Raw genomic sequence first — 25,414 nt, 5'->3', positions numbered from 1 at the left:
TCTTCTCCCCATTTCCTTAAAATGCGTGTTCAAAATGTCGACATTTCAGCACCGAGAAGGTTGCGAGAACCTGAAGAGCCTATGCTTCCGTAGAGAGTTTTCCTTCGAAAAACTTTCAGAGGAACGGAGTTTAGGCGAAACCTAAATGAGTACCTGAAATGTTTCCGGAGGGAACATACTTCGTAAGCATATGCTCTTCGAAGGTGAACGCAAGATTCGATGTCGATTATGCTTCATGAATGTCTTCGTGATCAAATGATGACTTTTTGAACTACCTCTTATAGCTGTACGTTATGGATAGACAGGCGTGAGGGAGAGCCCTAACGTCTCATCCCAGCCCATCATGATGTTTAAATTCTGTATTGCTTGCCCTGCAGCGCCTTTGACAATGTTATCAATGACCGAAATAATCGTCACACGTCCTGTACGCTCATCGACAGAAAAGCCGATATCGCAATAATTAGAGCCGTAAACTTCCTTCGTCGCCGGCCATACGCCTGCTTCACGAACACGAACGAATCGTCGTCCTTCGTAGTACTGCCTATACAACTCGACCAGTTCCGCTTCGGTATGCGTCCCGTTCAATGTGGCATACATCGTCGACATAATGCCGCGCGTCATCGGTACCAAATGCGTCGTGAACGTCACGGTCACAGGTTCCCCAGCCACCAGACTCAATACCTGCTCAATTTCTGGTGTATGTTGATGTTTGTTCACTTTGTATGCTTTGAAGTTCTCATTAATCTCTGCGTAGTGCGCCGTTAGGCTTGTTCCGCGTCCTGCACCCGATACGCCCGATTTGGCATCAATAATGATGCTCTTCGGATCGATCCACCCTGCCGATACAGCAGGGATCAGGCCGAGCAATGTTGCTGTTGGATAGCACCCTGGATTCGATACGAAATCATTCCCCTCGACCTGATCTCCGAACACTTCGCTCAGCCCATAGACGGCTTGCGCCAACAACGCTTCATCCGCTGGCGCGTGTTTATACCATTTCTCGTAGACTGCGCCATCTTTTAACCGGAAATCACCAGATAAATCAATGACCTTCAGACCCGCTTCAAGCAATTGCGGTACGAGCTTCGCACTCACCCCATGCGGCGTCGCTGTGAATACAACATCGGCTTTGTCCGCAATAAGTGGGATATCCACCGCATCCAGTGTGTCTGTAATAATCTCTGACAAATGTGGAAAGCCGTCTGATAGACGTTCTCCACTGCTAGATGATGAAATAACCGATGTAATCTGTACCTTCGGATGTCCGATCAAGAAACGGATCAGCTCTACGCCGCCATACCCCGTCGAACCGACTATCGCCGCTCGTAATGTTGTATTCATGGTTCATTCCTCCCCGATATGCCTCTATATGTCATGTGCAATATTTTCCATTATACATCTCGTAGACTTGCTTGGAAATGCTATCCGAATTTGAAATTACGTATCATTATACACCCCTATTTATATTTATACAACGGTTATTTTTGAGGGTTCAGACCACAACAAAAAAGCCGCAAAACCTAATCGTGGCAAGGCACGAACAGATTTTACGACTCTGATAAAATATGAATTATGTATGAAGTTTGAATCCTTCACCTAAGACTTCCTTCGTATCGCTAATAATAACGAATGCCGATGGATCGACCATCTTCACTAGCACTTTCAGCTTACTCACTTCCGACTGCGATAGAACGACCATTAAGATCTTGCGCTCTTCCCCCGTGAAGCCGCCTCGCCCGTCCAACTCGGTTAATCCGCGGTCTAAATCATTTAGAATCGCTTGCTGCAGCTTCTCTGCCTCATTGGAGATGATAAAGGCAACCTTGGAGACGTTGAACCCGGTCTGGATGGCGTCGATCGTCTTACTTGTTACGAATAGACCAATTAGTGCATAGAGCGCCTTCTCTGGCGATAAGAAGATTCCTGCGCATAAAATTACAATGCCGTCAAGCATCGGTACAGCAAGGTGGTAACTCAGCCCTGTAAACCGGTTGATCAACTGCGCGACCAAATCCAAGCCACCCGTTGACCCTCTCGCCCGATATACGAGCCCTAGACCAAGTCCGATCCCGAGTCCCCCATAGATGGATGCGAGCAGTGGATTATCCGTAGGCGTTGGCCAATCTTTCGTTAAGAGGATGAATAATGGAAGGATGAACGTCCCGACGAGCACCTTTAGGCCGAAATTTTTGCCTACAAGCATGACGCCAATAATAAATAACGGAATATTAATGATCCACTGCGTATAAGCCGGTTGAATCCCCGTGAAGTGCTGCACCAAAATCGAGATCCCCGACACGCCGCCAGAGGCGATCTGATGCGCCAGCATGAATATGTTAAAACTCACAGCAATACTAAAGCTTCCGATAATGACAAGCGTATATTCAATAATGCCGAGTAATACCGGATGCAACGGCTTTACAATTCGTTCGTTTTTTTTTGTTACGTTCTTCACGTTCATGTAATCATACTGTCGTTAATTGTTAATTATATTAACGACAGTTCTCCACCTCGCTCAAATGATAAATTCTTCTTTTACACAACTCATTTTCTTCATGTTAAGTACGTAATATACGGTACATTAACTTCTAAACCTTAATTGTTACTAAGATAGAATATCATAAAAAAGAAAAAGCGACGAGATCCCATGAAGGTACCCTACTCGTCACTTTTTCGGATTATTATTATTATTATTATTTATATTCGAACGGCTTTGTATTACTTTCCTGTCCGTCAGGATTAATAATCTTGATATCAACTATACCTGCACTTCCAGCTGCAGGGGATTTAACTTTTAATCTAGTGGAATTGAAGTAAGTGAGTAATTGTGCTTCTACTCCATTAATATAAATTTTGCATCCTGTATCAAAACCGCTACCGTCAATGAAAACACTCGTCCCACCCGTAATAGGCCCACTTGTAGGAGAGATCTGGGTTATAACTGGTGCTGGTAACTTTGGTGGAGTGTCATAAGTAAATGTCCCTACACCAGCAGCACCTGTCGAAGGATTCGTAACAACGATATTTACCGGGCCGCTTGTTACGCTACTTGGACTAATAAATTTAAACCTAGTGTTATTGTAATAAGTAGAAACTGGAACAGGTACGCCATTTACAGTTAATTTCATATCTGGATCGAAATTTTTACCGTCAACATAAACGTTCGTACCTCCGGCCATAGGACCGTGATTGGGTGTTACCAACGTAATTTCTGGCATTGCCGCTTCATACGTATACCCTTGAGCCTTGGTAATTGTCCCCCCATCAGGATTGATAATCGTTACGTCAACATTCCCAAGGTACCCGTCTGAACCTGGCGCCTTTACACGCACTTTACTCGTACTATAATAAGTATCGATTACCGCTGGCTTATTGCCAAATTGAATGATCGCTTTTGATTGAATATTCGTTCCGCTAATAATTACAAGCTCTCCACCGGCTACGGTACCCTTATTAGGAGAGATATCAGTAATTGTAACTGGCAATGGTGCAGGCTTGATATAAGTATATCCAGCGACTGCTGTAGTTGATTGATTGTCTGGATTAGTAATTTTCACATCTACTGCACCTTCATTTGTAACTGATGGTACTGTAACCTTAATTCTATCACTTGAGTAGAACGTGTTCACAACAGCTTCTTTATCCCCAAAGTATACTTTCAATCCCTGAACAAAGTTTGCTCCATCGATGTAAACAACCGTTCCTCCGTCAATCGGACCGCTGTTCGGTGTAAGCGTTGTAATCGTTGGAGCCTTCGCAACAGGCGGTGGGTTATAGGTATAAGCATTTATGCTAACGCCTTCCTGGCCGTCCGGGTTTACAACCTTGACATTAACCGCTCCGACTGCCGTCCCAGCTGGGGCCGTTACTTTCAATCGAGCACTGGAGTTAAAAGTATTGACTACAGCTTCTTTATCCCCGAAATATACTTTCAATCCTTGAACAAAATCTGCACCATCGATATAAACGATCGTTCCTCCAGTAATCAGACCATTGTTTGGTGAAAGTACTGTAATCGTCGGAGCCTTTTGAACTGGTGGTGCATTATACGTATATCCATTTAATTTAGTGCTCTCCTGCCCATCCGGGTTTACAACCTTAACATCAACTAATCCAGCTTGCGTTCCGGCTGGTGCTGTTACTTTCACTCGAGCACTAGTGTAAAAAGTATTAACCACAGCTTCTTTTCCGCCGAAATAAACCTTTAAACCTTGAGTAAAATCTTGTCCGTCAATATAAATGGGCGTACCTCCTGTTAATGGCCCGTTATCGGGAGATAATCCACTAATTAACGGTACCTTCGGCGGGATCGGCAGATAGGTAAAACCATTTGTTTTCACAGCTTCTTGAGCATCCGGATTCACAATCTTCACATCAACAGAGCCCTCGGTAACCGCCACAGGTGAGGTCACAACGATTTTCGAACTTGATTCGAATGAACTAACCACAGCTTCTGTTGATCCAAAATATACCTTTAAGCCCTTAACAAAATTAAGGCCCTGGATCGTCACGCTTGTGCCGCCACTAATCAAGCCATTATCAGGTGCAATGCTCGTTAACTCTGGAGCAGGTTTTACTGGTGCTGGATTATAGGTAAAACCATTCGGGATTGTCACACTCTCTCCATCTGGATTCACGACTTTTACATCTACAGCACCTGCCGATTGACCTGCAGGAGTTTTTACTTTAACACGCGCAGTAGAATAATAAGTTGTAATTTGTGCTTCCACAGATCCTATATATACTTTTACTCCGGAAGCAAACTTGCTACCATCTAAAAAGATGTAATCGCCGCCAGCCAATTCACCAATATTTGGGGAAATCATGGTAACCGTCAATTTCTCAACTACTGGCTCATTATAAGTAAAACCATTCGGGATTGTAAATGACGTACCATCGGAATTGGTTAATGTGACATCTACAGAACCCGATTTTGTCGCTTTCGGAGATTTTACTCTGAAGTACGTTGAATCTGTATACACGTACATTGGAGCAATCTGATCGCCAAACTTAACTACAATACCCGGTGTGAAATATTTGCCGTTAATCTTCGCAACTGTACCGCCTTCTAACGGTCCATTGTTTGGATCAAACGAGGTAACCACTGGGTCTGCTTTGTAAGTGTACGGTATTGTAGCCTTTTGCCCATCTATATTCTTCACCGTAACCGTAACCGTAGACTGTGCCCCAGCTGGAACTGTTGCCGTAATTTCATTCTTACTCACTACGTTGATATTCGTTGCGCTAGTCGTTCCAAAAGTCACTGTAGCACCTGGTCTGAAATTGTCCCCCTTAATCGATACAGTCTCTCCACCTTCTGGTTTGCCGAAGTTCTGCTCAATTGAAGTGATAATCGGTGCTGACAAATTCACTTGTATTGCAACCGAAGGAATCGCCTTTTGACGCGCTGCCCCAGCATAGTCTTTATACGTAATGGTAGAGGCAGTTGTCGAAGCCTGGAAAGTACCTTTCTTGTTCGGGTCTTTCGGCTTTATCTTGTAGGTAAACGTTAACTCACTATTCTTTAATTCCTGAAAGTTCCATGTCAATACATTACCATTGACTATTGGCTTCGGTATATTTGAATCATACGAACCGGGAACAATATCGAATTCAGGTGATACAATGTCAGTTACTTGAACATTGTATGCACTTGCCATACCTATTTCCTTAACAATTGCTGCATAAATTTCGCTTAATCCTACTGAACCTAACACAAAATGATGGTGAGCAGATGTCGTTGCCATTTCCTTCAACAATTTATTTGGCCCGCTCGTTGCAGGATCCTCATCTTTTTGAAGTAACGCAATTGTATAGAACACAATCCCTGCATCCTTTGCAGCCTGCGCTTTTTCCTTTGCATACTCGTATGCCGTACCTTTTGGCTCGGTTGCATCACCATCCGTCATAATGACGATAACCGGTTGAGCTTCCGGGCGATGGTTCTCAAGCTCCTTAATCGCTAAATCAATCGCATTTCCTGTTGCTGTTGCTCCATTTGCTTCAATGGATCCAATATAGCTCTTAGCAGCTTCTTTATCAGTCGTCAAAGGGAGAGATTTTGTTAAGTTTGCAGAACTAAAATCAACAACCCCAACGCGATGTTTAGTCATATCCATTAAATCGACAAAACCTTTAGCCGCATTCTTAGCAGCCAACATCTTATCTTCACCATGGTTGGGTTGGTAATCCGGCTTCATACTACCTGATTTATCAATGATCAAAATTACGTCATTCGGCATGACAACATTCACCGGAGGAGTCCCCTGGATGTTTAGCTTTACTTCCGCCTCCTGTTCTGTTGTAATTACCGTTGGATTTACAGTTTTCGATACGGTTACATAATCATTAGCAGCCGCATACGAAGTGGTTTGATATGGTACCATCATCAACACAAGAAGAAGTACCATCATCATATTTACCTTCTTAAAAAAAGATTGCATACTTATCCTCCTTTTATTTTTTGCAATATAAAAAACAACAGCAAATGCCATTGTTTCTATCAAGTTGGAACCTGGCAATCTTTCAATTTCTTGAAAGACCCATGGCTTTGCGTCACTGCATCACTACAGTTTTGCTAACATTTTCGATTGTCTTCGTTCTCGAGTCCCATTCATAATAGTTCTTTTTAATTGGATAAAAATACATTTCTCTTATTATTATCGGTTTTTAATCAAGATTCTTTATGGAAAATAGTAAAAAATAACTATTAATATCAAGAAATTTAGAAAAAATAAGATACTTTCATGCTTTAGAACAAAAAAAATTCCCACATCATTAATGATGTGGGAATTTCTAATATCTATTCGTGCCGAATCTGATTGCGCAAGTACCCATCAATAAAGGCATCCAGATCGCCGTCCATTACTGCGCCGACATTACCTGTCTCGACAGATGTCCGATGATCTTTAACCATACTATAGGGATGGAATACATAGGAACGAATCTGACTTCCCCAAGCGATATCCGACTGTTCTCCACGAATTTCATCAAGTTGCTTCCGTTGCTCCTCGATCTTACGCTCATATAACTTGGAACGAAGTACAGTCATTGCCCGCTCACGGTTCTTGATCTGTGAACGTTCCGTCTGACACGTTACGACGACGCCCGTCGGGATATGCGTAATCCGAACAGCGGAATCCGTCGTATTGATGTGCTGACCGCCCGCACCACTCGCACGGTACGTATCGATCTTCAAATCTTCCGTCCGAATGTCGACTTCCACATCTTCCGAAATCTCTGGTACAACATCGCATGATACGAACGAAGTATGACGACGACCAGATGCATCGAACGGCGAAATCCGTACCAGACGATGTACACCTTTCTCCGCCTTGAGATAACCGTAAGCATTGAAGCCTTTGATCAGAAGGGTTACACTCTTGATCCCCGCTTCATCCCCTGGGAGATAGTCGAGCACTTCCACTTTGAAGTTCCGTTTCTCCGCCCAACGGGTGTACATCCGCAGCAGCATTTGGCCCCAATCTTGGGACTCTGTACCACCCGCTCCAGGATGCAGCTCAAGAATCGCGTTGAACTTGTCGTATGGCTGGTTGAGCAGCAGCTGAAGCTCGAATGTCTCCAGCTTGCTCATCAGGCCCGCCACATTAACATATAGCTCTTTTGCCAAATCTTCATCCTGCTCTTCTGCCGCAAGCTCGAGCATCATCGTCGTATCTTCATACTCTTGATTCAATGATTGATATTGATCGACGGCCGATTTGACCACGTTTAGCTCAGCAATAATGCCTTGGGCACGCTCATTGTCGTCCCAGAAGTCGGGCGCAGCCATTTTGACCTCGAAATTCTCAATCATCTCTTGCTTCATATCTAAGTCAAAGAGACCCCCTAAGGTCAGATAATCTCTTTGCAATTTCACGTAAATCCTGTTTCACGCTTGGTTCGATCATTCCATCCACCTCATCTGGCTTCACATTCGTCGTTAGACGGGAAGATTACTTCCCGTGGCACTGCTTATATTTCTTACCGCTGCCGCATGGGCATGGATCGTTGCGTCCGATTTGTGGCTCGTTATGCACTGGTTGCTTCGTCGCAGGCTCGCTGCTGTTGTTCGTGGAGATTTTACTCTCTTCGACAACCGCTTGACGCTCCTGGTTACGTTCTACTTGTGCTTTCATGATATACGTCGCCACATCCTGCTGGATTTGACTAATCATCTCATGGAACATTTCGAAGCCTTCAAATTGGTACTCACGAAGCGGATCCGTACCGCCATATGCACGCAAGTGAATCCCTTGACGCAGATGATCCATCGCATCAATGTGATCCATCCATTTGCTATCCACGGCGCGAAGCACGATAACCTTCTCGAACTCACGCATCATTTCTTCGCCCATGATTTCCTCACGTGCTGTATAGCGCTCTATAACAAGACCCATGATGAATTCCACGATCTCTTCTTTTTCCTTGCCCCAAATGTCGTCTTTCGAAATTTGGTCGGCTTCGAGGAGTGTGTTGTTCGCCCATTCTACTACTTCATCCAGTTCCCAGTTCTCTGGGATATCTTCCGAACAGTGCGCTTCGACAATACGTTCGATGGTCGGCTTGATCATATCAAGGACAATTTCACGAATATTATCGGAGAAAAGAATCTCGCGGCGCTGCTTGTAAATAATCTCACGCTGCTGGTTCATCACATCATCATACTGAAGGACAATTTTACGAACGTCGAAGTTGCTGCCTTCAACACGTTTCTGAGCGGACTCAACCGCACGTGTAATAAGACGGCTCTCAATCGGTGATTCCTCATCGAAGCCCAGACGATCCATCATACCAGAGATGTTCTCTGCACCGAAACGTCTCATGAGCTCATCTTCCATCGACAAGTAGAATTGCGAGGAACCTGGGTCCCCTTGACGTCCCGCACGACCCCGGAGTTGGTTATCAATCCGACGGCTCTCATGGCGCTCTGTACCAATAATATGCAGACCTCCAAAATCGGAGACACCTTCACCTAATAAAATATCCGTACCACGTCCAGCCATGTTCGTCGCGATCGTAACGGAGTTCGCAATCCCTGCATCCGAGATGATCTCCGCCTCTTCCGCGTGGTATTTCGCATTCAAGACTTTATGCTGTACACCTTTGCGCTTCAGCATTTCCGAGAGAAGCTCAGAGTTCTCGATCGAAATGGTACCGACGAGCACCGGTTGCTTATTCTTATGACGTTCTACGATTTCATCGACAACCGCTTTAAATTTACCCATTTCTGTCTTATAGACGACATCCGGCATATCCTTACGAATATTCGGACGGTTCGTCGGGATCTGAATGACTTCAAGACCATAGATCTTCTTGAATTCTTCTTCCTCCGTCTTCGCTGTACCTGTCATCCCAGCCAATTTGCGATACATCCGGAAGTAGTTCTGGAATGTAATCGTCGCAAGCGTCATGCTCTCGTTCTGAACATCGAGATCTTCCTTCGCTTCAATCGCTTGGTGAAGACCATCGCTATAACGACGACCTTGCATGATCCGACCTGTGAACTCATCGACGATCAAGACTTCACCATCTTGAACGACGTAGTCAACGTCACGACGCATGATCACGTTCGCTTTTAACGCTTGTAACACGTGATGATTCAAAGTCACATGGCTTTGATCGAACAAGTTTTCAACGCCAAATGCTTTCTCTGCCTTCGCAACACCGGCATCCGTCAACGCAACGGATTTCACTTTAATATCAACCGTGTAATCCTCTTCGGCCGTTAAACGACGAACAAATCGATCCGCAGCAAAATACAGCTCCGTCGATTTCGCGGCTTGTCCTGAGATAATGAGCGGTGTTCTCGCCTCATCGACGAGGATGGAGTCCACTTCGTCAATAATACAGAAGTATAGTGGGCGTTGAACCATTTGCTCGCTATAGAGCACCATGTTATCCCGCAAGTAGTCAAATCCGAACTCATTGTTCGTTCCGTACGTAATATCGCAAGCATACGCAGCCTGCTTATCTTCATGACTCAACCCGTTCAGGTTAACCCCAACCGTCAAGCCTAGGAATTCATAAATTTGAGCCATCAATGCACTATCCCGCTGTGCGAGGTAATCATTGACGGTGATGACGTGTACGCCTTTACCCAGCAATGCATTCAGGTAGACTGGCAAAGTACCTACAAGCGTCTTCCCTTCCCCTGTCTTCATCTCTGCGATCTTACCTTCGTGAAGGACCATACCGCCGAGCAACTGTACATCAAAGTGACGCATACCGAGCGTCCGAATCGAAGCTTCACGCACCACGCAAAAAGCTTCTGGCAATATGTCATCTAGCGTTTCGCCTTTTTCAAGACGCGCTTTAAATTCCTCCGTTTTCGCTTTCAACTCTTCGTCCGAAAGCGCCTTATACGTCGGTTCCATTTCGTTGATTTGGTCAACCGTCTTCATGAGGCGTTTCACTTCGCGCTCGTTCTGGTCGCCAAATATCTTTTTAACAAGTCCTAGCATGGGTAGACCCCTTTCGTATTTCGTACAAACAGATGGTTTGCATTAAATTGTAACAGTTTGTGGGTATTGTCGCAACAATCGAGTATGGACATTACGTATATACTTACGCGCTAACAGGCCGGATTGTTTCGAAAAGTTTCCATCAAAAATATTTCCATTCTGTGTATATCTTAAAATTGTAATTCCTATGGGCTTCCTAAAGCTAGAAAAAGCCTGACTCCCCGGAGAGGAGTCAAGCTTTGTAATTCACTTCAATGTATATTCATTTCAATGTTTGTTGATGCTAATATCAATCTTGTTCGATCAAGCCGTATTTACCATCATTACGACGGTACACAACATTCACCTGATTCGTGTCCATATTGGAGAAGACAAAGAAGTTATGTCCAACCATGTTCATTTGCAAGATCGCTTCTTCCACATCCATTGGTTTGAGTGTGAAACGTTTCGTACGCACCAGCTCGAGAGTATCCTCTTCATCCTCTAGTGCAACTGCTGTGGAGCCTCCGTCAACGATTAAGGATTTCAAGCTGCCCTCTTGACGGAATCTGCGGTTCAATTTGGTTTTGTGTTTACGAATTTGACGCTCTAACTTATCAATCACAGCGTCAATCGAAGCATACATGTCATCTGTCTTATCTTCGGCGCGGAGCATCAAGCCTGGCAGAGGAATCGAAACCTCAATGCTATGTTTGTCCTTGATTACGCTCAATGTAACATGAACCTCAGAGGTAGGCGGCACTTCAAAATACTTTTCCAATCTACTTAGCTTTTTCTCTACATACTCTCTTAAAGCATCTGTCACTTGGATATGTTGGCCTCGAATGCTGTATTTCATAGGGCACTCCTCCTTTGCTTAGCTCTATTATAACACAGCTCTGGGCATACTTCAAAATTCCTTTACAATGTAAATGACGTAGTTGTATCCTTTGATGGGTGCGTGTCAAAGACTGTTCAGAACTATTACAGAAGTGTTGCAAAAGAAGTTCTAGAAGCAACTCCAGATGCAAATAAAAGCATGCTCAGAAGTTCATAAGCAACAATTTCACAAGCAACAAAAAAACCCTAGAACATGTCTAGGGCTTTCTCTAGCTAAACTATCGATTTAACCATCGAACCTTATGTAGCTCGGCATCAATGCCGGTATGATTATAATTTAATTACGTTAGCTGCTTGTGGTCCGCGAGCACCTTCAACGATGTCGAACTCAACGGATTGACCTTCTTCTAAAGTTTTGAAGCCTTCAGATTGGATCGCGGAGAAATGTACGAATACGTCCCCACCGTCAGCAGTTTCGATAAAACCATAACCTTTTTCTGCGTTAAACCATTTCACTTTACCTTGCATTCAAATACATTCCCTTCGTCTTCAAATGAAAGTGGAGTATGTCCACAAGTCCGACTATACCACCGTATGGAAGCGGTGTCAATGATTTTAGGGAGAATAATGTAAGGGTTTACATTCGCTTCATTTTTTGCTAGTTGAATGTGGCTAATCTGCGGATTGCTGGTTGATATTGGTAGGATGCTGATTGCATATAGTAATTTACAGCTTTATTCATATTACCTGTAACTTCATTAAAGACTCCTAAATTATACAACGCTTTATAGCTTCCAGTTCCAATGACACTGTCATACTTCACGCTCTCCCCAATTTCTAGACAACTTAAATAGGACTGCTCTATTCGCGGAAAATAATCAAGATACTTCTCTGGATTGGTTATCATAAGATCCAAGAAGAACACTCCGCATACAAAATGAAAATCTACGTAGTCTTGTAAATAAAATTGCTCGTTCTCTATGACCAAGAGTCCCTCTTCCCAATGTTCCGTAGCAACGATCGCATACAGAAATGCTACTATAGCATTCGGTGCAAACGCCTCTTTTCTTGTTAGCAACTCGTAGGCTCTTTTAAAATTTTCATAAGCCAATTGATGCTGAGATAACCCTCGATACTCTTTAGCAATCTGATAATAAAAATATGGATCTTCCGGATAGTCATTAATTTCCTGCATCAAGATTGGAATATTGCGATCCGATTTGTTCTTCTGATAGTAGCCGTCATGCTGCACCTCAACATCGAGATTAATTCGCGGTAAATCAGATTGGACCTGCTCATGTATTCTTCCTCTATAGAATATGCCCGAAGGAAACAGTCTTGTAGCAAACGAATACGCATATCCAATCCCTTCCTGATCGGCAAATTTACTGACAATTTTGATCCGCCCAAGTGCGTGGTATTGATCTAAGAAGCTCCTTATTGTTTCTCTGCAATCATTCGAAATATACTCATCTGCGTCAAGTACTAGATTCCAGTTACTCGTCGAATGTTCCAAAGCAAAATTCCTAGCATCCGCAAAACTACCATTCCATTCAAAATCATAAACCTTAGCATTGTAGGATCGAGCAATCTCTTTCGTGTGATCTTGAGATCCCGTATCCACAATTATTATTTCCTCCACTAGACCCTGCACATTATCAAGGCATCTACTCAATGTCGATCCTTCATTCTTGACGATCATGACTAAGGCTAAAGAATTATTCATAGCGTTTATTTCCCTCTGTGTAATTAATTTTAAAGCCTACTTTTTACTTTATTACAGTATATCCATAATTGGATAAGAGAAGTTGGTATGATCCAAGATCATACCAACTTCTCTTATTTCTTACGATCTACAAAGTATCCTTCTGTCTGATAGTACACATCTGAATAAGCATTCTTCGACATTGTACCTATCCGAAGTTTATATATCTGCTCCTTGACCCAATCTTGGCACTCTGTGAGCTTATCATGCAGGGATTGTTCCAACACAATACACTCTTGAATTATTTCCCTTGTATCAGCATCTTGACCTAATTGAGAAATCCAGGGTGTTAACCGATCCCTTAACAGTGCTTGTTCCTGCTGCAACACTGCTAACTGCTCGAGATGCTCTTCTGCTTTGAAGTTAAGCTCGTGCAGTTGAACAGAAATATCTCTCATCCGATGCAAATCTTCGATAGCTGCTTTCAGATTCATGCATTCACCTTGGATTGAGCATGTAACTGCTTCATCGCTTGTATCCAGGTATCTCTTAACTCCGTCATGAGCGCTATGCACTCATCAATATATACTGAGTTGCTTCTCATATTAGACTGAAACAATCTATCCTTCATATAGGTATACAGAGATTCTAACTGACTAGATAGGTCATAACCTCGATCTAGAGTTATCGTCAATTCATCTAGAATATCCACAGATTTCTTAATATATGTATTCTTAGACTCATAATCTTGACGCAGCATAGCATCCTTCGCTTGCTTCATAAATTTAATGCATCCGTTGAACAAAAGGGTAGTTAACTCCCATGGTGCGGCTGTCTGCACTTGCATTCTCAAATAAGTGTCTTGTGCTTGATGATTGATCAAGGGGGATTACCTCTTTTCGTCTATAATTAACCCGGATAGCTCTTCTAACTTAGCAACTAAATCGACTATTTTTTCAGGAGGAACCTCACGTACAACCTCGTTCGTCTCCGCATTAATGACTTTAACCATAACATCACCTGTCGATTTATGAACATTAAACTCTAGCCTAGTTGCAACTCCATTTAAAGCTTTGTTAACTTTTTCAAGTGCTTTCTGAAAAGCCGCATCCGATATGGAAAGATCATTCGTTCTCTTGTGAAGTAATTCTGTTGATGTTAGTACTCTATCATTGCTATCTTTATTATCGCTTACAGTTAAACTATTCTTTAAACTATTCCTTATTTCTAATGATGACTGAGCTCGAATGCTGGACACCGTGGGATTTATCATCTTAGCCAACAAGAATCACGATCCTCTCTATTATCTACCATTTTGCATCAGCCAGTTCAACTGTGAATTATTCTTCGCAACAGCGGAGTCCATCGCCGCGAACATCTTGTAATAATAGTCCTCTTTCCTTGCAAGCTTATCATTAAATGTCGCAATTTGTTTGTTAATATCAGTTAATTTCTTCCCTAGTATATTCGAATTGCTCTCTACTGGCGTTCCGACGCCGCCGGCCTTAGCGATTAATTCTTGAATGCTTGAATCGATAGATTTATACATATTTCTTGCAATACCGCTTTGAGGACTCAAATCAGGATCTTTTTTATCGTCAAGCGGATCCTTCTCACCTGCATTCGTAAATAACCTTACAACGGCACCTGCATCTTCTGCAATCGCTTTACGTAGTTTAGCCTCGTCAATACTTAATTTACCTGCATCATTAGGTGTAGCTGCATTATAAGGCATCGTTGAAATCCCTATCTTGAACAGTGTATTCATTCCGTCAGGTAGAGAAGTCAATACTTTGTTTGATATAGAGCGTAAATCATTCAATGTCTTCTTAAGAATGATATCATTGCCTAATAAACCACTCTTTGCTTTTTCTTCCCAGTTCTTAATATCCGCTTCTTTCATATCTGCCTTCTGGTCGTCTGTTAACGGATCGAAGCCACGGAACTTTTTCTCTTTAGTGCGTTGATTCAGCAATTCTACTGTAGAATTATAAGCATCCACGAACTCAGTGATTTGCTTCACCATACCATCATTATCGCCGCCAACTCGGATTGTTACCGGTTCAGTTGTTACATCTTGGAATTTGTACGTAATTCCATTGGCTGTGAAGGTGTTGCTTTTGGGCGGTGGATCAATGACTACTCCATCAATTTTTACAATAGCACTTTTGCCAGAAACTAATTTCGCTTGCGTATTATTTGAAGGATCGAACAAGGGATCCTTTTCACCCACAGGATTAGTCAAATTTAATTTATCCAATATCCCTGTTCCCGGTACAGTGCCTCCGGTATTATCAGAAACTGATAATTTTACGCCATCCCCTGTCTCTTTCGTTACAATAGAAACTTTCTTTGTAATCTCATCAAAACTCATACGAACACTAGCAGGTGAACTGTTGACATTATTCATAATGGTGTTATAAGTGTCGTCAGCAGTGATATCAATGGTATAATCCTTACCGCCTGTTGTAAGTGTGATAGATCCTTTATCTCCGAATTTGGCCGAGGGATCGAAGTTTGTTAATTTTCCACCTGTAATTGAGGCTCCTGTTGCAAGGCTTGTAACCTCTACCTTATGATTGCCGGAAGGAACGCCCGGACCAACCGTTGCGCTAACTACATTCTCATTAGTAGATGCTGCCTTATAGTCGCTCCAATCCCCCTGAAGCCTGATTTTATCCGCTGCTTTACGTAATCCTGCTAGCTTGGTATTTACTTCACGGTATAAATCACTTTGCCATCCAACAAGGGTCTTCTTCTGTTTTGTCTTATCAAGAGGAATCCGTTCGGCTTTCATCAAGTCTGTAACGAGTTTATCAATATCGAGCCCGGATCCCATACCTGTAATGCGCATTGGCATGAATGGTTCCTCCGTATCTTATATGTTCTTATTATTTATATCGAAATTAAGTGCAAGGAAATAAAGATCCACACGCATAATTGCTTATAATTAATAAGCAAAAACTATAACAATCCTCATATTATTAATAGAAGCCCATTACAAAGTAATGGGCTTCTAGATGTTGAATCAGAATTAACGAAGCAATTGAAGAACGCCTTGTGGTGCTTGGTTTGCTTGTGCAAGCATCGAAGTCGAAGCTTGTTGCAAGATGTTTAATTTCGTGTAGTTCATCATTTCTTTCGCCATATCTGTATCACGGATACGGGATTCAGCAGCTTGCAAGTTCTCAGTTGTTGCACCTAAGTTGTTGAATGTGTGCTCCAATTGGTTCTGAATCGCACCAAAATCTGAACGAACAGTGTTAATTTTTGTAATAGCAGTATCAAGTGCAGTCATCTCAGTATCTGCTGCAGCACCATCTTTAAGGTTACCAGTGATAAGACTTGTAATATCTGCTTTGGACAAATCAATATCAATTGTCTGACCTACTTTATCTCCCATTTGGATACTTACTGTTGCCACAGTACCACCGTTCAATAGGTTATTGTCATTGAACGTAGTATTTTTGGCAATGTTGTCAATACCCTTTGCAAGAGCTTGATATTCAGCATCGATAGCAGTTCTGTCATCAGTATTGAAAGTTCCGTTCTTCGCTTTAACAGCAAGCTCTTTCATACGGGAAAGCATATCGGATACTTCGCTCATTGCACCCTCAGCTGTTTGTACCAAAGAGATACCGTCTTGAACGTTTGTTTGAGCTTGGTTCAAAGAGCGGATTTGTGTACGCATTTTCTCGGAAATCGAAAGACCTGCTGCATCGTCAGCTGCACGGTTTACTTTGTAACCGGAAGACAATTTCTCGCTGGATTTACCTTGAGCGATGTTGCTGCCTTGCAAGTTGCGGTGTGCGTTCATTGCGTTAAGATTGTGGTTGATAATCATTGGATATTTCCTCCCTGAAATTGTGATATTCCACTTCCGTGTGGATTGTGAGTGCTTTAAGCCTCATGATACATATATCGGATGGTGATTTAGGTTTGTTTAGAGGATTTCGTCGAAAATTCAAAAAAAATTATTCGTTTTTTATCAAGTTTTTCAATAGGTCCATGGTCACAGTGGAGGAGATGGCCTCTTTATTGCTCTGTTCGATTGCTTCGACGACTTCTTTGCGATAGATCTTCATAGACTTCGGGGCATTAATGCCAACCTTCACTTGATCCCCCTCGACAGCTGAGATAATAATCTCAATCTCATCATTGATAATGATCGACTGGCCTTTCTTTCGCGTTAAAATTAGCATTTACCGGCCACCGCCTTTAGCCGCAATTTGTTCAGAAATCGGCGTTCTCGCATTGTACTCATATGTGGGAGGGAGAACAAGCTGCATGCCCTTCATATTTGCGATATTCACGACAATTGGGGCCATCAGGTTCATCGTGGAACGCTTAAACGGATCTCGAAGAGTCATAATACCAAGAACAAGGGCATCTTCTGGCCGTTCCAATCCCAGTTCTTCCTTCTCCATCTCTGGAATCTCGAAAGCAAATTCCTTGAAGAAATGGAACGGTGAAGCGACAACGAGTCCAACCCTTTCTTCCTCATCGGATTGAAGAAGGGCAAACAGCGGATTCCCTTCTATCGTATGAATGGAGAATTGATTCAGTGACTCGAACCCAAGCAGCGATCCGTCCAGTTGTATGACTTTTCCGTCTAATTGTTGCAGCATGTTGTATCCTCCTTAAAATGAACACAAGACTATAGCAACGCTATAGCCTCGTTCGTTATCATGAATCCCAGTCCCAAGAATAATCGGAAACACGAATATTAATGGTATAAGGTTGTTCGAGATTGATATTTACTTTACCTGCTTGGTATTGCGATTGCACTTTCTGCGGAAGGTAGCTTATATGGAGTTCGGCTGGCTGTACTTCAGGTTGATACGGATGCGACTCATAATGCAGCTTAACATTCATATTTGATGCCTCACCCACATATTGAATCGGCTCAAGCTTCTCTTGCAACGCCCCCTTGGCAATATCCGCAAAAGCGTTCTTCTTATTCGTAATCATGCCCATTCGGTGTCCATCCTCAACCTGCTTGGCAATCGCTTGAAGCGCAATTTGTTCCATCTGACTATAGATCATGTTCATCCATTGCATATGCGAACCTTTGCCTAACGCACTCCATGCTGCGGATGAATCGATCGTCAGCGTACCAGGCTCATAATTCGCTTCCACCACGGCCTTCTTTGTCTCAATCGACAGTTCCCCGCGCGGGGATTCCAAAGTCTGTTGTGCATTCTCTGTCTCTATCCCAATCTTACCAAAAGTTTGCCGAATCGATAAGCGTTGAAGCTCCACCGTGCTCCCCCCCTCATCCATATTAGCGTAGATAATCGAGCAGGCTCGGTTGAATAATTTTGGCTCCACTGGATAATGAGGCTTGATAAATACTCTCTTGGGACTGCAATTTAATAATCGTCTCTGCCATATCCGCATCTTCCGTCTTCGAGCTCAGCTCCGTCAAATTCAACGATAGATCCTTAAGGCGACTATCCATCAGATCAATGCGGTTCGAACGCGCCCCAACTTCAGAACGCATATTAAGGAATTTGTCCATTCTGCTTTGTAGCTTATCCATGAAGCTCATCGCGGAAGTTTGGTCTCCATTCTTAAACGCTGTCTGAAGCGATTGAATCACAGTAAACATATTATCTGGGTCCGTACTTTCTCCGAATACCTCATTACCTGTAACATTAATAGGGATAACAACGCCTGCAGCAGATTGAAAGTTCACTTTTTGGTTATCTGTCGACTCTCCACCTGTTGAATATGGCACTTGATCCGTCTTTTGCCCGTTAAAAATGTATTTCCCATTCATTTGGTCATTGCCAAGTACTAAAAGGGTATTAAATAGTCCACCCATCTCAGTACTTATCGCGTCTAACGCAGATTGTGGATTCGTACCCGTAACCCCTTTAACCGTAAGCTCGCTTGCACGTTGCAATGCATCATTAATTTGGCCCATGATCGTATCCGTATGCTCAACGAAAGATTTGGCTGAGTCCATATTCTTCTGATACTGCTCATTCATCGTTAATTCACTACGATAACGCAGCGCATATGTAATCCCAACGGGATCATCCGAAGGTTTATTGATCTTACGGCCCGTAGATAAATTCTCTTGATACTTATTCATATTGTTATAATTATGCGTAATATTACGCATAAGTTGGTTCGTCATCATTCCTTGCGTAACACGTATGGACATATAATCCATCCCCCTTAGTCAACATGACACACCCTATCTACCAACAATCCCCATGTTATTAATGACTTTATCCAGTACCTGATCAAATGTGGTCATCGCTCTTGCCGCTGCTGAATATGCATGCTGGTACATAATCATATTCGACATTTCTTCATCAATCGAGACTCCGCTGACAGACATTTTCTGCGAAGCAATATGATCAACGAGAGATTTCTGGTTATTCATATTACGGCTTGCTTCACTCGCCTGAACCCCCAGTTGACCGACAACCGCACGAAAGAAGTCATCAACAGTTCCATTTGAAACCACTGTATTCGCACCTGTTGATACGAATTTAAAGGAAGAGTCCTTCAGTTGTGAAGTTATTAATGCAAGTACGTTGTTCCCTTTAACAACTACCTCGCCAGCTGCTGTTGTCTCGGAACGCATAGAAGTCGCGATTCGACCAGGATCGTCTGCAATAATCTTATTTAACTGGAAATTCGATGCCGTGATTGGTGAGCCGTCTTTAGAAGTGAAGAAATCTACTCCCGTTTGTAGTGGGCTATTCAATGTATATCCCAGCTTCTGAAGTCCATTCAAGCCTTGAACCGTGACGGTGATATCCGAAGTCAGCGCACCACTATAAGTTGCCCCATTCAACACAGTACCTTGAGGAAGGACCGACCCTTTAGGTATGGTGATCTGAACTTCACCGTTCGCTATAGTATTCGCTAATGAATCTAGTTGTTTCCGATAATCGGCCACATAGCGATCACGAGCCGTAACGATACCAAATACTTCTCCACTGTTAACATCCCCTGAGCTAACTGCGCTTGTTAAAAAATCGGCTGTTGTCTCTGCAGCAGTGTCGAATGTTACCAAATTAGTACTTCCCATATTAATCGTATAGCCTTGAGGCGTATCCGTGACCTGAATGTTGACGATTTGAGATAATTGATCCGTTAATAGATCGCGCTGATCACGCCAATCATTCGCATCATCACCCAAACCTTCTTGTCTATAAATTACATCATTCAAGTTCGCAATAGCTGTTGTCAATGAATTAATCTGATTCGATTTTGCTTCAATGTTACTTGTAAGGTCAGAGCTAAGATCGCTCAACTTCTTATCTGTATAATTAAAGGCATCTGCGAGTGCCATTGCACTCTCACGAACAACCTTGCGTCCTGTAACATTCTCAGGGTTCTGACTCAAATCTGACCAAGCCTTCCAGAAATTATCCAGTACAGTACGAATTCCTGTATCCGAAGGCTCATTAATAATTCCCTCAAGTTTATTCAATGTATCGGACTGTACACTCCAGCTACCGAAGTCTTTGCTTTCATTGCGGAATTGGTCATCTAGAAATTTATCACGAACTCGCGTAATACTGTCATATTGAACTCCAGTACCTAATTGACCCGCCGCATTACTTTTCGTAAATCCAAGTGCCTCAATAGGGCGCGAAGCAGAAATATTCACCCGTTGTCTGGAATATCCGTCTGTGTTCGCATTGGCTACGTTATGCCCCATTGTCTGCATCAGCGCCATTTGTGTAGACAAAGCACGTTTACTCGTCTCGATCCCATGAAATGTTGAAGCCATAAATTCCCTCCTTCGTATCTTCCTATATCGTTAAATCCTTGAGTCGAAAATGCCTTTACGCTTCGGAGAGTAACCCGGATGACCCGGATGTTGATAGACAACTTCGTCTTCCGGGCCTCCCGTTACTAAATCAAGCGTATAGTTCACGATCGTCAATGATTGTTCTATCAATTGTTGGTTCAATGAATTAAGCTGTTTGAGCGCATTCAATGTATTCGTCAGCTTCTGCTGCACATCCATCAGTCTACGCTTCTCTTCCGGGTGGAACACCATCCGGAGCAGCTCCGTTACATTCAGATTGAGATTCGATTTAATCCCTTTTTCCTGTAGAAATTCATATACCGCCTGCTGTCGATCTGCATCCAGTTCAACAATCTGTTTAATGAACTTCGTTTCTTTATTGACGATTCGCGTCAGCTCTTCCACATCACCCTGGATAATCGCTTGTTTCTTCCGTTCTCCAAGCTCCAGCATCAGCGTATGCTGCGCATTCATCTCTTCTAAGATATCGATCAATGTCTGAATCGCCAAGTTCGTTCACCACATTCCTTCTTCATTCTTGTTGCTTCACTATTTGCGGAAATACGGTAACAGCTTCTCCGCAATCTTATTCGCATCGACATGGTAAGTACCTGTCGCAACGGATTGCTTCAACTGTTCTATGCGCTTGGCATGCTCCGGGTCCGATACACGGGACTGCGCATCGAGCATTTCTTTCGCTTCAGGAGATATCGATACCTCATCTAATTGGCGTGCTTTCTTATTCACGTTGCCTCGTGCTTCCGTATTGCGCTGATATTGATTTATCGCGCTAATTCTTTGGGATTCATTAATTTTCATGATTGCTTCCCTCCTTCATCGTCCAACCGTTCTCTTGTTATACTATTTATCGGTCATTGGTTTACATTATTTTATAGAAAAATCGCTGAAAACGCGAATGGGCTCATACGAAACTCCATCAAAATCTATGCTCAATGGCATAGACAACCGAAAATAGATACGAACTAAAAAAGCTGCGGCAACATCTCTCCGCGGCTCTTCGTTGGTGTTATTTTTCTTATTTGTCTAATCGCGATCTCTAAATCGATCTACTACGCGATATGCATGCGCGTCTTTATTATGCTGCTGTTTCTGTAGTTCTCTTCTGCGTTCATCTTCAGACATGTTATTAAAGTCACGTGCAAGTCGGCTCCGGCATGCATCACACAGATGGCCTTCACGAATTGGCGTACTACATGACTCACAGGGATAGGACATATTCGGCGAATTTTTCATGGAGATCCGACCCTCGCGAAGGAACTTCGTAATCTGCCTAATCGACACACCTGTCTCTTCCGAGAGTACCTGCATGGTCGCTTCTTTATGCTCGCGCAAATATTTCACGCAAATCTCGTATTCTTCTTCAATATCCCGATAACAGTTCGGGCAAATATCACGAATCCCTTTGGCAAAAATTCTACCGCAGCGCGGGCAATTTTCTACATTCATGGGTGAACCTTCCCTTCATTGCAATACTACCTATAATATGTCTATTTTATCAAAGTAATGGGCAGTTTTTCTATTACTAATATTATCGTCATTCTCCCGTCAAACCTTTATAGATTCCTAAGAGCGCGCCCATGTAAGACTTGAAATTAGTATGCTTGTATTCAAATCGTTCGATAGCTCCGATAGGGACTTGGCACAGGCATTTACCGTGCTTCCTGTTGTGTACACATCATCAATGAGCAAGATTCGAATCGGAACCAAATGGGTTTGGGCTGTGATAGGGTTCAGATTGATTTGTGAGAAGAGTAGTTCTCTAGAATCGTGATGTAGCGAAAATACATCCTTCATATCTTCAATCCGGTCTCCGCGGGATTTCATGCTTTGTTTGACGGTATGACGATTCCTCTGAAGCAATGCAATGACAGGGATTCCGGTATACGCGTGAAGGGTTCTAGCGAATTGCTCAGCTTGATTAAAGCCGCGTTCTTGCAAGCGAGATGGGCTGACTGGGACATAAATGATACAGTCAAACTTGACTGGCATGTTATCTCTCGTTTGTTCGCTACACAGTTGATAGTAAGCCGTTAACAGCATCGAACCAAGCAAAGGGAGGTACCTCTCATCGCCCCGGTATTTATAAGCAGCTAACCAATCCCGCATCTGAGGACTATAAGCAACAGCACTACGATTTTGCTGAAAATAGGTATGATCCTTGCCACGGCGGCTGCAATCCGGACATCCGATTGCTCGGCCACAGACAGGGCATCGAATAGAGCGGATCCATGGCATGGAATGCAAGCATGCGTCACACAGGTCGTGGAACGGATTGGTTGATCGTCGCAGCGCTCGTACCATGGCGTCTGTATGAGGAATACCTAGGACTGCGTTATGGTTATTTGAACGATGAATCGCGCGATTACAGGATAGACAATTTTGGATTTTCGGAGCAAGCAAGGTTGGAAGAGACCGGAATAAATTTTTGAATAATTTCATTTCCCCTCCCTCCTCTGCGATGTAGTGTTCAGATACCCTTGCCGCCTGGCGATTCGGTTCATCGAAGTAATTTGGCGAACCGCATGTTGCTGGGCCCTGTTCCATGACGATGCACAGAACATGACATTTCCAGCTGGATCCTCCAACGATCTACCTGCTCTTCCTGCCATTTGGACTAAAGAAGCAGCGTCGAAGAGTGCACTATCTGCATCCAAAATAAAAACATCACTCTTCGGAATGGTTACGCCACGTTCCAAGATCGTAGTCGTCACGAGCATTCGGCTGACACGTTGACGGAATCGTATTACCTTCTCAGCGCGCTCCGTATCCTCAGAGGATGTGCCTTCAATCGGCAGATTCGGGAAATGGCGACGAAGCAAGTCTACTAAGGGATCGACCTGCTTAATTCTTGTAATAAAAATAAAGACCTGTGCCCCTCGCGTAATGGAGGTGGTTAACGCTTTGATGAGTGGGACAGGTAATGCCTTCCGCTCCAAGTACAATCTAAGCGGTTTTAAGGTTAGGCGTTGCGGTACAGGTAGTGGATGGCGATGGAATCGTACTGGAACTTTCGCATGAGGCAGCCTTCCTCGACGTACGTCTCGTTGCATTCGATCTGGTGGCGTCGCTGAGAGAAAGATGAAGCGTCCATCCGGTTTGCATGCCTTCTTCGCTGCATATTGCAGCTGATCGTTGTTGTGGTACGGAAAGGCATCGAGCTCATCGATGATCACCAGGTCGAACATGTGATAGAACCGCATTAGCTGATGCGTTGTGGAGAGCGTGATCTCCGCTGACATCCAGCGATCCGAACTGCCGCCGTAGAGCGTAGCTAGGCGACTGTCTGGGAAGGCTTGCGCGAGTCTAGGCGCAAGCTCTAACACGACATCGCGCCGCGGCGTCGCGATGAGCACGTGCTGTTCCCGCTCGAGCGCATGAGCGATGAGCGGGAAGATCATTTCCGTCTTTCCTGCGCCGGTTACGGCCCATAGCAGGAAAGACGGCACGCCCGCCCCGCCACGGGCGGCGGGCGTGTTCCCTGCAGCGGCGCACGGCTGCTGCAGGAAGTGAAGCGCAGCACGCGAAGCGTCGTGCTGCGCTTCACTAAGCCGCCACCGCGCCCCAGGCTCGGTGGCGTGCGCGCGGCCAGCGGCGCGGGCACAGCCCGCCGCGGCCGTGCCGGCGGCGCTGTGCGCCGCAAGGCGCGCTGCTGCTGCGGTGCCATGCAGCAGCAGCGCGCAAGCCCGGCTGCGCCCCATTGCGAGGCAGGCCTCGCAGTAGGCGCAGCCGGGGCTGCCGCACGTGGCGCATGCCGTGCGGCGGTGCGAGCCTACGCGGCTGCCGCAGCGCAGGCAGCAGAGCTCCCGCTGGCGACGCAGCAGCGGGAAGCGACGCGGCGCTTCGCGGACGGCTAGTCCGCTCCGCAGCTCCACTAGACCCTGCACGTACGCGAGCTGCGCAAGCGTACGCCAATACAACACAGCATCCTCCATCCCGTGGGATGCAAGATAGTCCTGCAGTTCATGCGCCAACAACGAGCGCCCCTGTATCCCTACAGCCAATCGCAACGCAACCCGCTTCAGACTACCCCAGCCGATGTCATCCCACAGGTCTCCATTCCAAACCCCCTCCATAATCATCCCTTCATTTCCATTTCCATTTCCATTTCCATTTTCATTTCCACTCCCGTTCCAGCTCCTACTCCCAACACTCCAATCGCTAACTCCCAACCACGTCACTTCCTGCAACCCCTGCGCACTCCGACAGACATCCTCCCTTGTAACCTGCTTAATCTGCAAATCCCCCTGAGAAATCCACTCCATCACCTGAGGCTCTGCCTCTTGCAATAATCGAATCAGACGCTTTGATTCTAATGGCCCCGTCTCCCATTGCTCCGTAACGTATACTGCCAGGCTAAGAGGAATTGACGACACAGTCATCCATACCTCCTCAACCCGCCCTTCATAAGCTCTATTCTCGCCTAACCCTGCATCTTCACCTCCATTTCTCCCCTCAATCCCTGCTGCCTTTCCATCCTTCTTCCCATACCAAAACCTCAAATCCACATGACAATCCAGCGACAATCGACACACCCACTTGTCTCCAACCCGTACGGTATATACATAAGCTCGCATTTCGTACCTCCCCTGTCCAACTGAACTTCATATCTTCGTGGAGCAGCGTTCC

24 protein-coding genes and 1 riboswitch are annotated in these 25,414 nt (G+C 44.3%); of the genes, 1 reads left to right on the top strand and 23 read right to left on the bottom strand.

The window, feature by feature from the left end; all coding sequences use genetic code 11:
- Positions 1–291: 291 nt before the first annotated feature.
- From argC to ACFQZR_RS07845, 22 genes are all read right to left on the bottom strand, one after another.
- Complete coding sequence (gene argC, locus ACFQZR_RS07950; RefSeq protein WP_379344594.1) at positions 292–1,341, bottom strand: N-acetyl-gamma-glutamyl-phosphate reductase; 1,050 nt, start codon at positions 1,339–1,341, stop codon at positions 292–294.
- A gap of 229 nt (positions 1,342–1,570) precedes the next feature.
- Positions 1,571–2,461, bottom strand: a complete 891-nt coding sequence (locus tag ACFQZR_RS07945; RefSeq protein WP_379344592.1) for a YitT family protein — start codon at positions 2,459–2,461, stop codon at positions 1,571–1,573.
- A gap of 232 nt (positions 2,462–2,693) precedes the next feature.
- Positions 2,694–6,443: an IPT/TIG domain-containing protein gene (locus ACFQZR_RS07940; RefSeq protein WP_379344590.1), complete on the bottom strand. Its 3,750-nt coding sequence runs from the start codon at positions 6,441–6,443 to the stop codon at positions 2,694–2,696.
- A 62-nt stretch (positions 6,444–6,505) separates the two neighbouring features.
- Positions 6,506–6,589, bottom strand: a riboswitch (cyclic di-GMP riboswitch).
- A gap of 213 nt (positions 6,590–6,802) precedes the next feature.
- Positions 6,803–7,910, bottom strand: a protein-coding gene (gene prfB / locus ACFQZR_RS07935) for a peptide chain release factor 2 (protein ID WP_379344588.1) whose coding sequence is annotated in 2 segments (ribosomal slippage) — positions 6,803–7,837 and positions 7,839–7,910 — 1,107 coding nt in all. Because the reading frame shifts where the segments join, the coding sequence is not laid out codon by codon here.
- A 45-nt stretch (positions 7,911–7,955) separates the two neighbouring features.
- Complete coding sequence (gene secA / locus ACFQZR_RS07930; protein ID WP_379344585.1) at positions 7,956–10,463, bottom strand: preprotein translocase subunit SecA; 2,508 nt, start codon at positions 10,461–10,463, stop codon at positions 7,956–7,958.
- 289 nt (positions 10,464–10,752) lie between these two features.
- Positions 10,753–11,301, bottom strand: a complete 549-nt coding sequence (gene hpf / locus ACFQZR_RS07925) for a ribosome hibernation-promoting factor, HPF/YfiA family (RefSeq protein ID WP_018754768.1) — start codon at positions 11,299–11,301, stop codon at positions 10,753–10,755.
- Positions 11,302–11,612: 311 nt separating this feature from the next.
- Entirely contained in the window at positions 11,613–11,810 is a 198-nt protein-coding gene (locus ACFQZR_RS07920) for a cold shock domain-containing protein (protein WP_018754767.1), read from the bottom strand.
- A gap of 130 nt (positions 11,811–11,940) precedes the next feature.
- Positions 11,941–12,984, bottom strand: a complete 1,044-nt coding sequence (locus tag ACFQZR_RS07915; RefSeq protein ID WP_379344582.1) for a glycosyltransferase family 2 protein — start codon at positions 12,982–12,984, stop codon at positions 11,941–11,943.
- A gap of 137 nt (positions 12,985–13,121) precedes the next feature.
- Complete coding sequence (locus ACFQZR_RS07910) at positions 13,122–13,481, bottom strand: hypothetical protein (RefSeq protein ID WP_379344580.1); 360 nt, start codon at positions 13,479–13,481, stop codon at positions 13,122–13,124.
- Positions 13,478–13,870, bottom strand: coding sequence for a flagellar export chaperone FliS (gene fliS, locus ACFQZR_RS07905; RefSeq protein WP_379344578.1), 393 nt, complete (start codon positions 13,868–13,870; stop codon positions 13,478–13,480). Before fliS ends, ACFQZR_RS07910 begins: the two co-directional genes overlap by 4 nt.
- A 6-nt stretch (positions 13,871–13,876) precedes the next feature.
- Positions 13,877–14,272 carry a flagellar protein FlaG gene (locus ACFQZR_RS07900; RefSeq protein WP_379344576.1) on the bottom strand — a complete coding sequence of 132 codons (396 nt, stop codon included), beginning with the start codon at positions 14,270–14,272 and terminating at the stop codon, positions 13,877–13,879.
- Between the two features lie 18 nt (positions 14,273–14,290).
- Entirely contained in the window at positions 14,291–15,847 is a 1,557-nt protein-coding gene (gene fliD / locus ACFQZR_RS07895) for a flagellar filament capping protein FliD (RefSeq protein ID WP_379344574.1), read from the bottom strand.
- Between the two features lie 174 nt (positions 15,848–16,021).
- Positions 16,022–16,831 carry a flagellin N-terminal helical domain-containing protein gene (locus ACFQZR_RS07890; protein WP_379344572.1) on the bottom strand — a complete coding sequence of 270 codons (810 nt, stop codon included), beginning with the start codon at positions 16,829–16,831 and terminating at the stop codon, positions 16,022–16,024.
- A 130-nt stretch (positions 16,832–16,961) separates the two neighbouring features.
- A complete protein-coding gene (gene csrA / locus ACFQZR_RS07885) occupies positions 16,962–17,189 on the bottom strand; it encodes a carbon storage regulator CsrA (RefSeq protein ID WP_379344570.1) in 228 nt (75 codons plus the stop codon).
- Complete coding sequence (fliW, locus tag ACFQZR_RS07880; protein WP_379344568.1) at positions 17,190–17,615, bottom strand: flagellar assembly protein FliW; 426 nt, start codon at positions 17,613–17,615, stop codon at positions 17,190–17,192. It lies immediately after the preceding gene.
- A gap of 58 nt (positions 17,616–17,673) precedes the next feature.
- Positions 17,674–18,249 carry a DUF6470 family protein gene (locus ACFQZR_RS07875; protein ID WP_379344566.1) on the bottom strand — a complete coding sequence of 192 codons (576 nt, stop codon included), beginning with the start codon at positions 18,247–18,249 and terminating at the stop codon, positions 17,674–17,676.
- 22 nt (positions 18,250–18,271) lie between these two features.
- Positions 18,272–19,159: a flagellar hook-associated protein FlgL gene (flgL, locus tag ACFQZR_RS07870; RefSeq protein ID WP_379344564.1), complete on the bottom strand. Its 888-nt coding sequence runs from the start codon at positions 19,157–19,159 to the stop codon at positions 18,272–18,274.
- Positions 19,160–19,192: 33 nt separating this feature from the next.
- Positions 19,193–20,746, bottom strand: a complete 1,554-nt coding sequence (gene flgK / locus ACFQZR_RS07865; RefSeq protein WP_379344562.1) for a flagellar hook-associated protein FlgK — start codon at positions 20,744–20,746, stop codon at positions 19,193–19,195.
- 30 nt (positions 20,747–20,776) lie between these two features.
- Complete coding sequence (locus ACFQZR_RS07860; RefSeq protein WP_379344560.1) at positions 20,777–21,277, bottom strand: flagellar protein FlgN; 501 nt, start codon at positions 21,275–21,277, stop codon at positions 20,777–20,779.
- Positions 21,278–21,316: 39 nt separating this feature from the next.
- On the bottom strand, positions 21,317–21,586 hold the full coding sequence (gene flgM / locus ACFQZR_RS07855; RefSeq protein ID WP_379344558.1) for a flagellar biosynthesis anti-sigma factor FlgM: 270 nt from the start codon (positions 21,584–21,586) through the stop codon (positions 21,317–21,319).
- Positions 21,587–21,811: 225 nt separating this feature from the next.
- Positions 21,812–22,234 (bottom strand): TIGR03826 family flagellar region protein, encoded by a 423-nt coding sequence (locus ACFQZR_RS07850; protein ID WP_379344556.1) that lies wholly within the window; start codon positions 22,232–22,234, stop codon positions 21,812–21,814.
- 117 nt (positions 22,235–22,351) lie between these two features.
- On the bottom strand, positions 22,352–22,894 hold the full coding sequence (locus ACFQZR_RS07845) for a ComF family protein (RefSeq protein WP_379344554.1): 543 nt from the start codon (positions 22,892–22,894) through the stop codon (positions 22,352–22,354).
- A gap of 122 nt (positions 22,895–23,016) precedes the next feature.
- Here ACFQZR_RS07845 and ACFQZR_RS07840 point away from each other — a divergent pair, with 122 nt between their 5' ends.
- Entirely contained in the window at positions 23,017–23,217 is a 201-nt protein-coding gene (locus ACFQZR_RS07840; protein WP_379344552.1) for a hypothetical protein, read from the top strand.
- Positions 23,218–23,223: 6 nt separating this feature from the next.
- On the opposite strand, the gene ACFQZR_RS07835 is transcribed toward ACFQZR_RS07840, so the two are convergent.
- Positions 23,224–25,362 (bottom strand): ATP-dependent helicase ComFA, encoded by a 2,139-nt coding sequence (locus ACFQZR_RS07835; RefSeq protein ID WP_379344550.1) that lies wholly within the window; start codon positions 25,360–25,362, stop codon positions 23,224–23,226.
- Positions 25,363–25,414 lie beyond the last annotated feature (52 nt).

The sequence above is a fragment of the Paenibacillus sp. GCM10027629 genome (genome assembly GCF_042676425.1).
GTDB classification, from domain to species: domain Bacteria; phylum Bacillota; class Bacilli; order Paenibacillales; family Paenibacillaceae; genus Paenibacillus_K; species Paenibacillus_K terrigena.
This window is presented reverse-complemented; position numbering and strand designations above follow the sequence as displayed.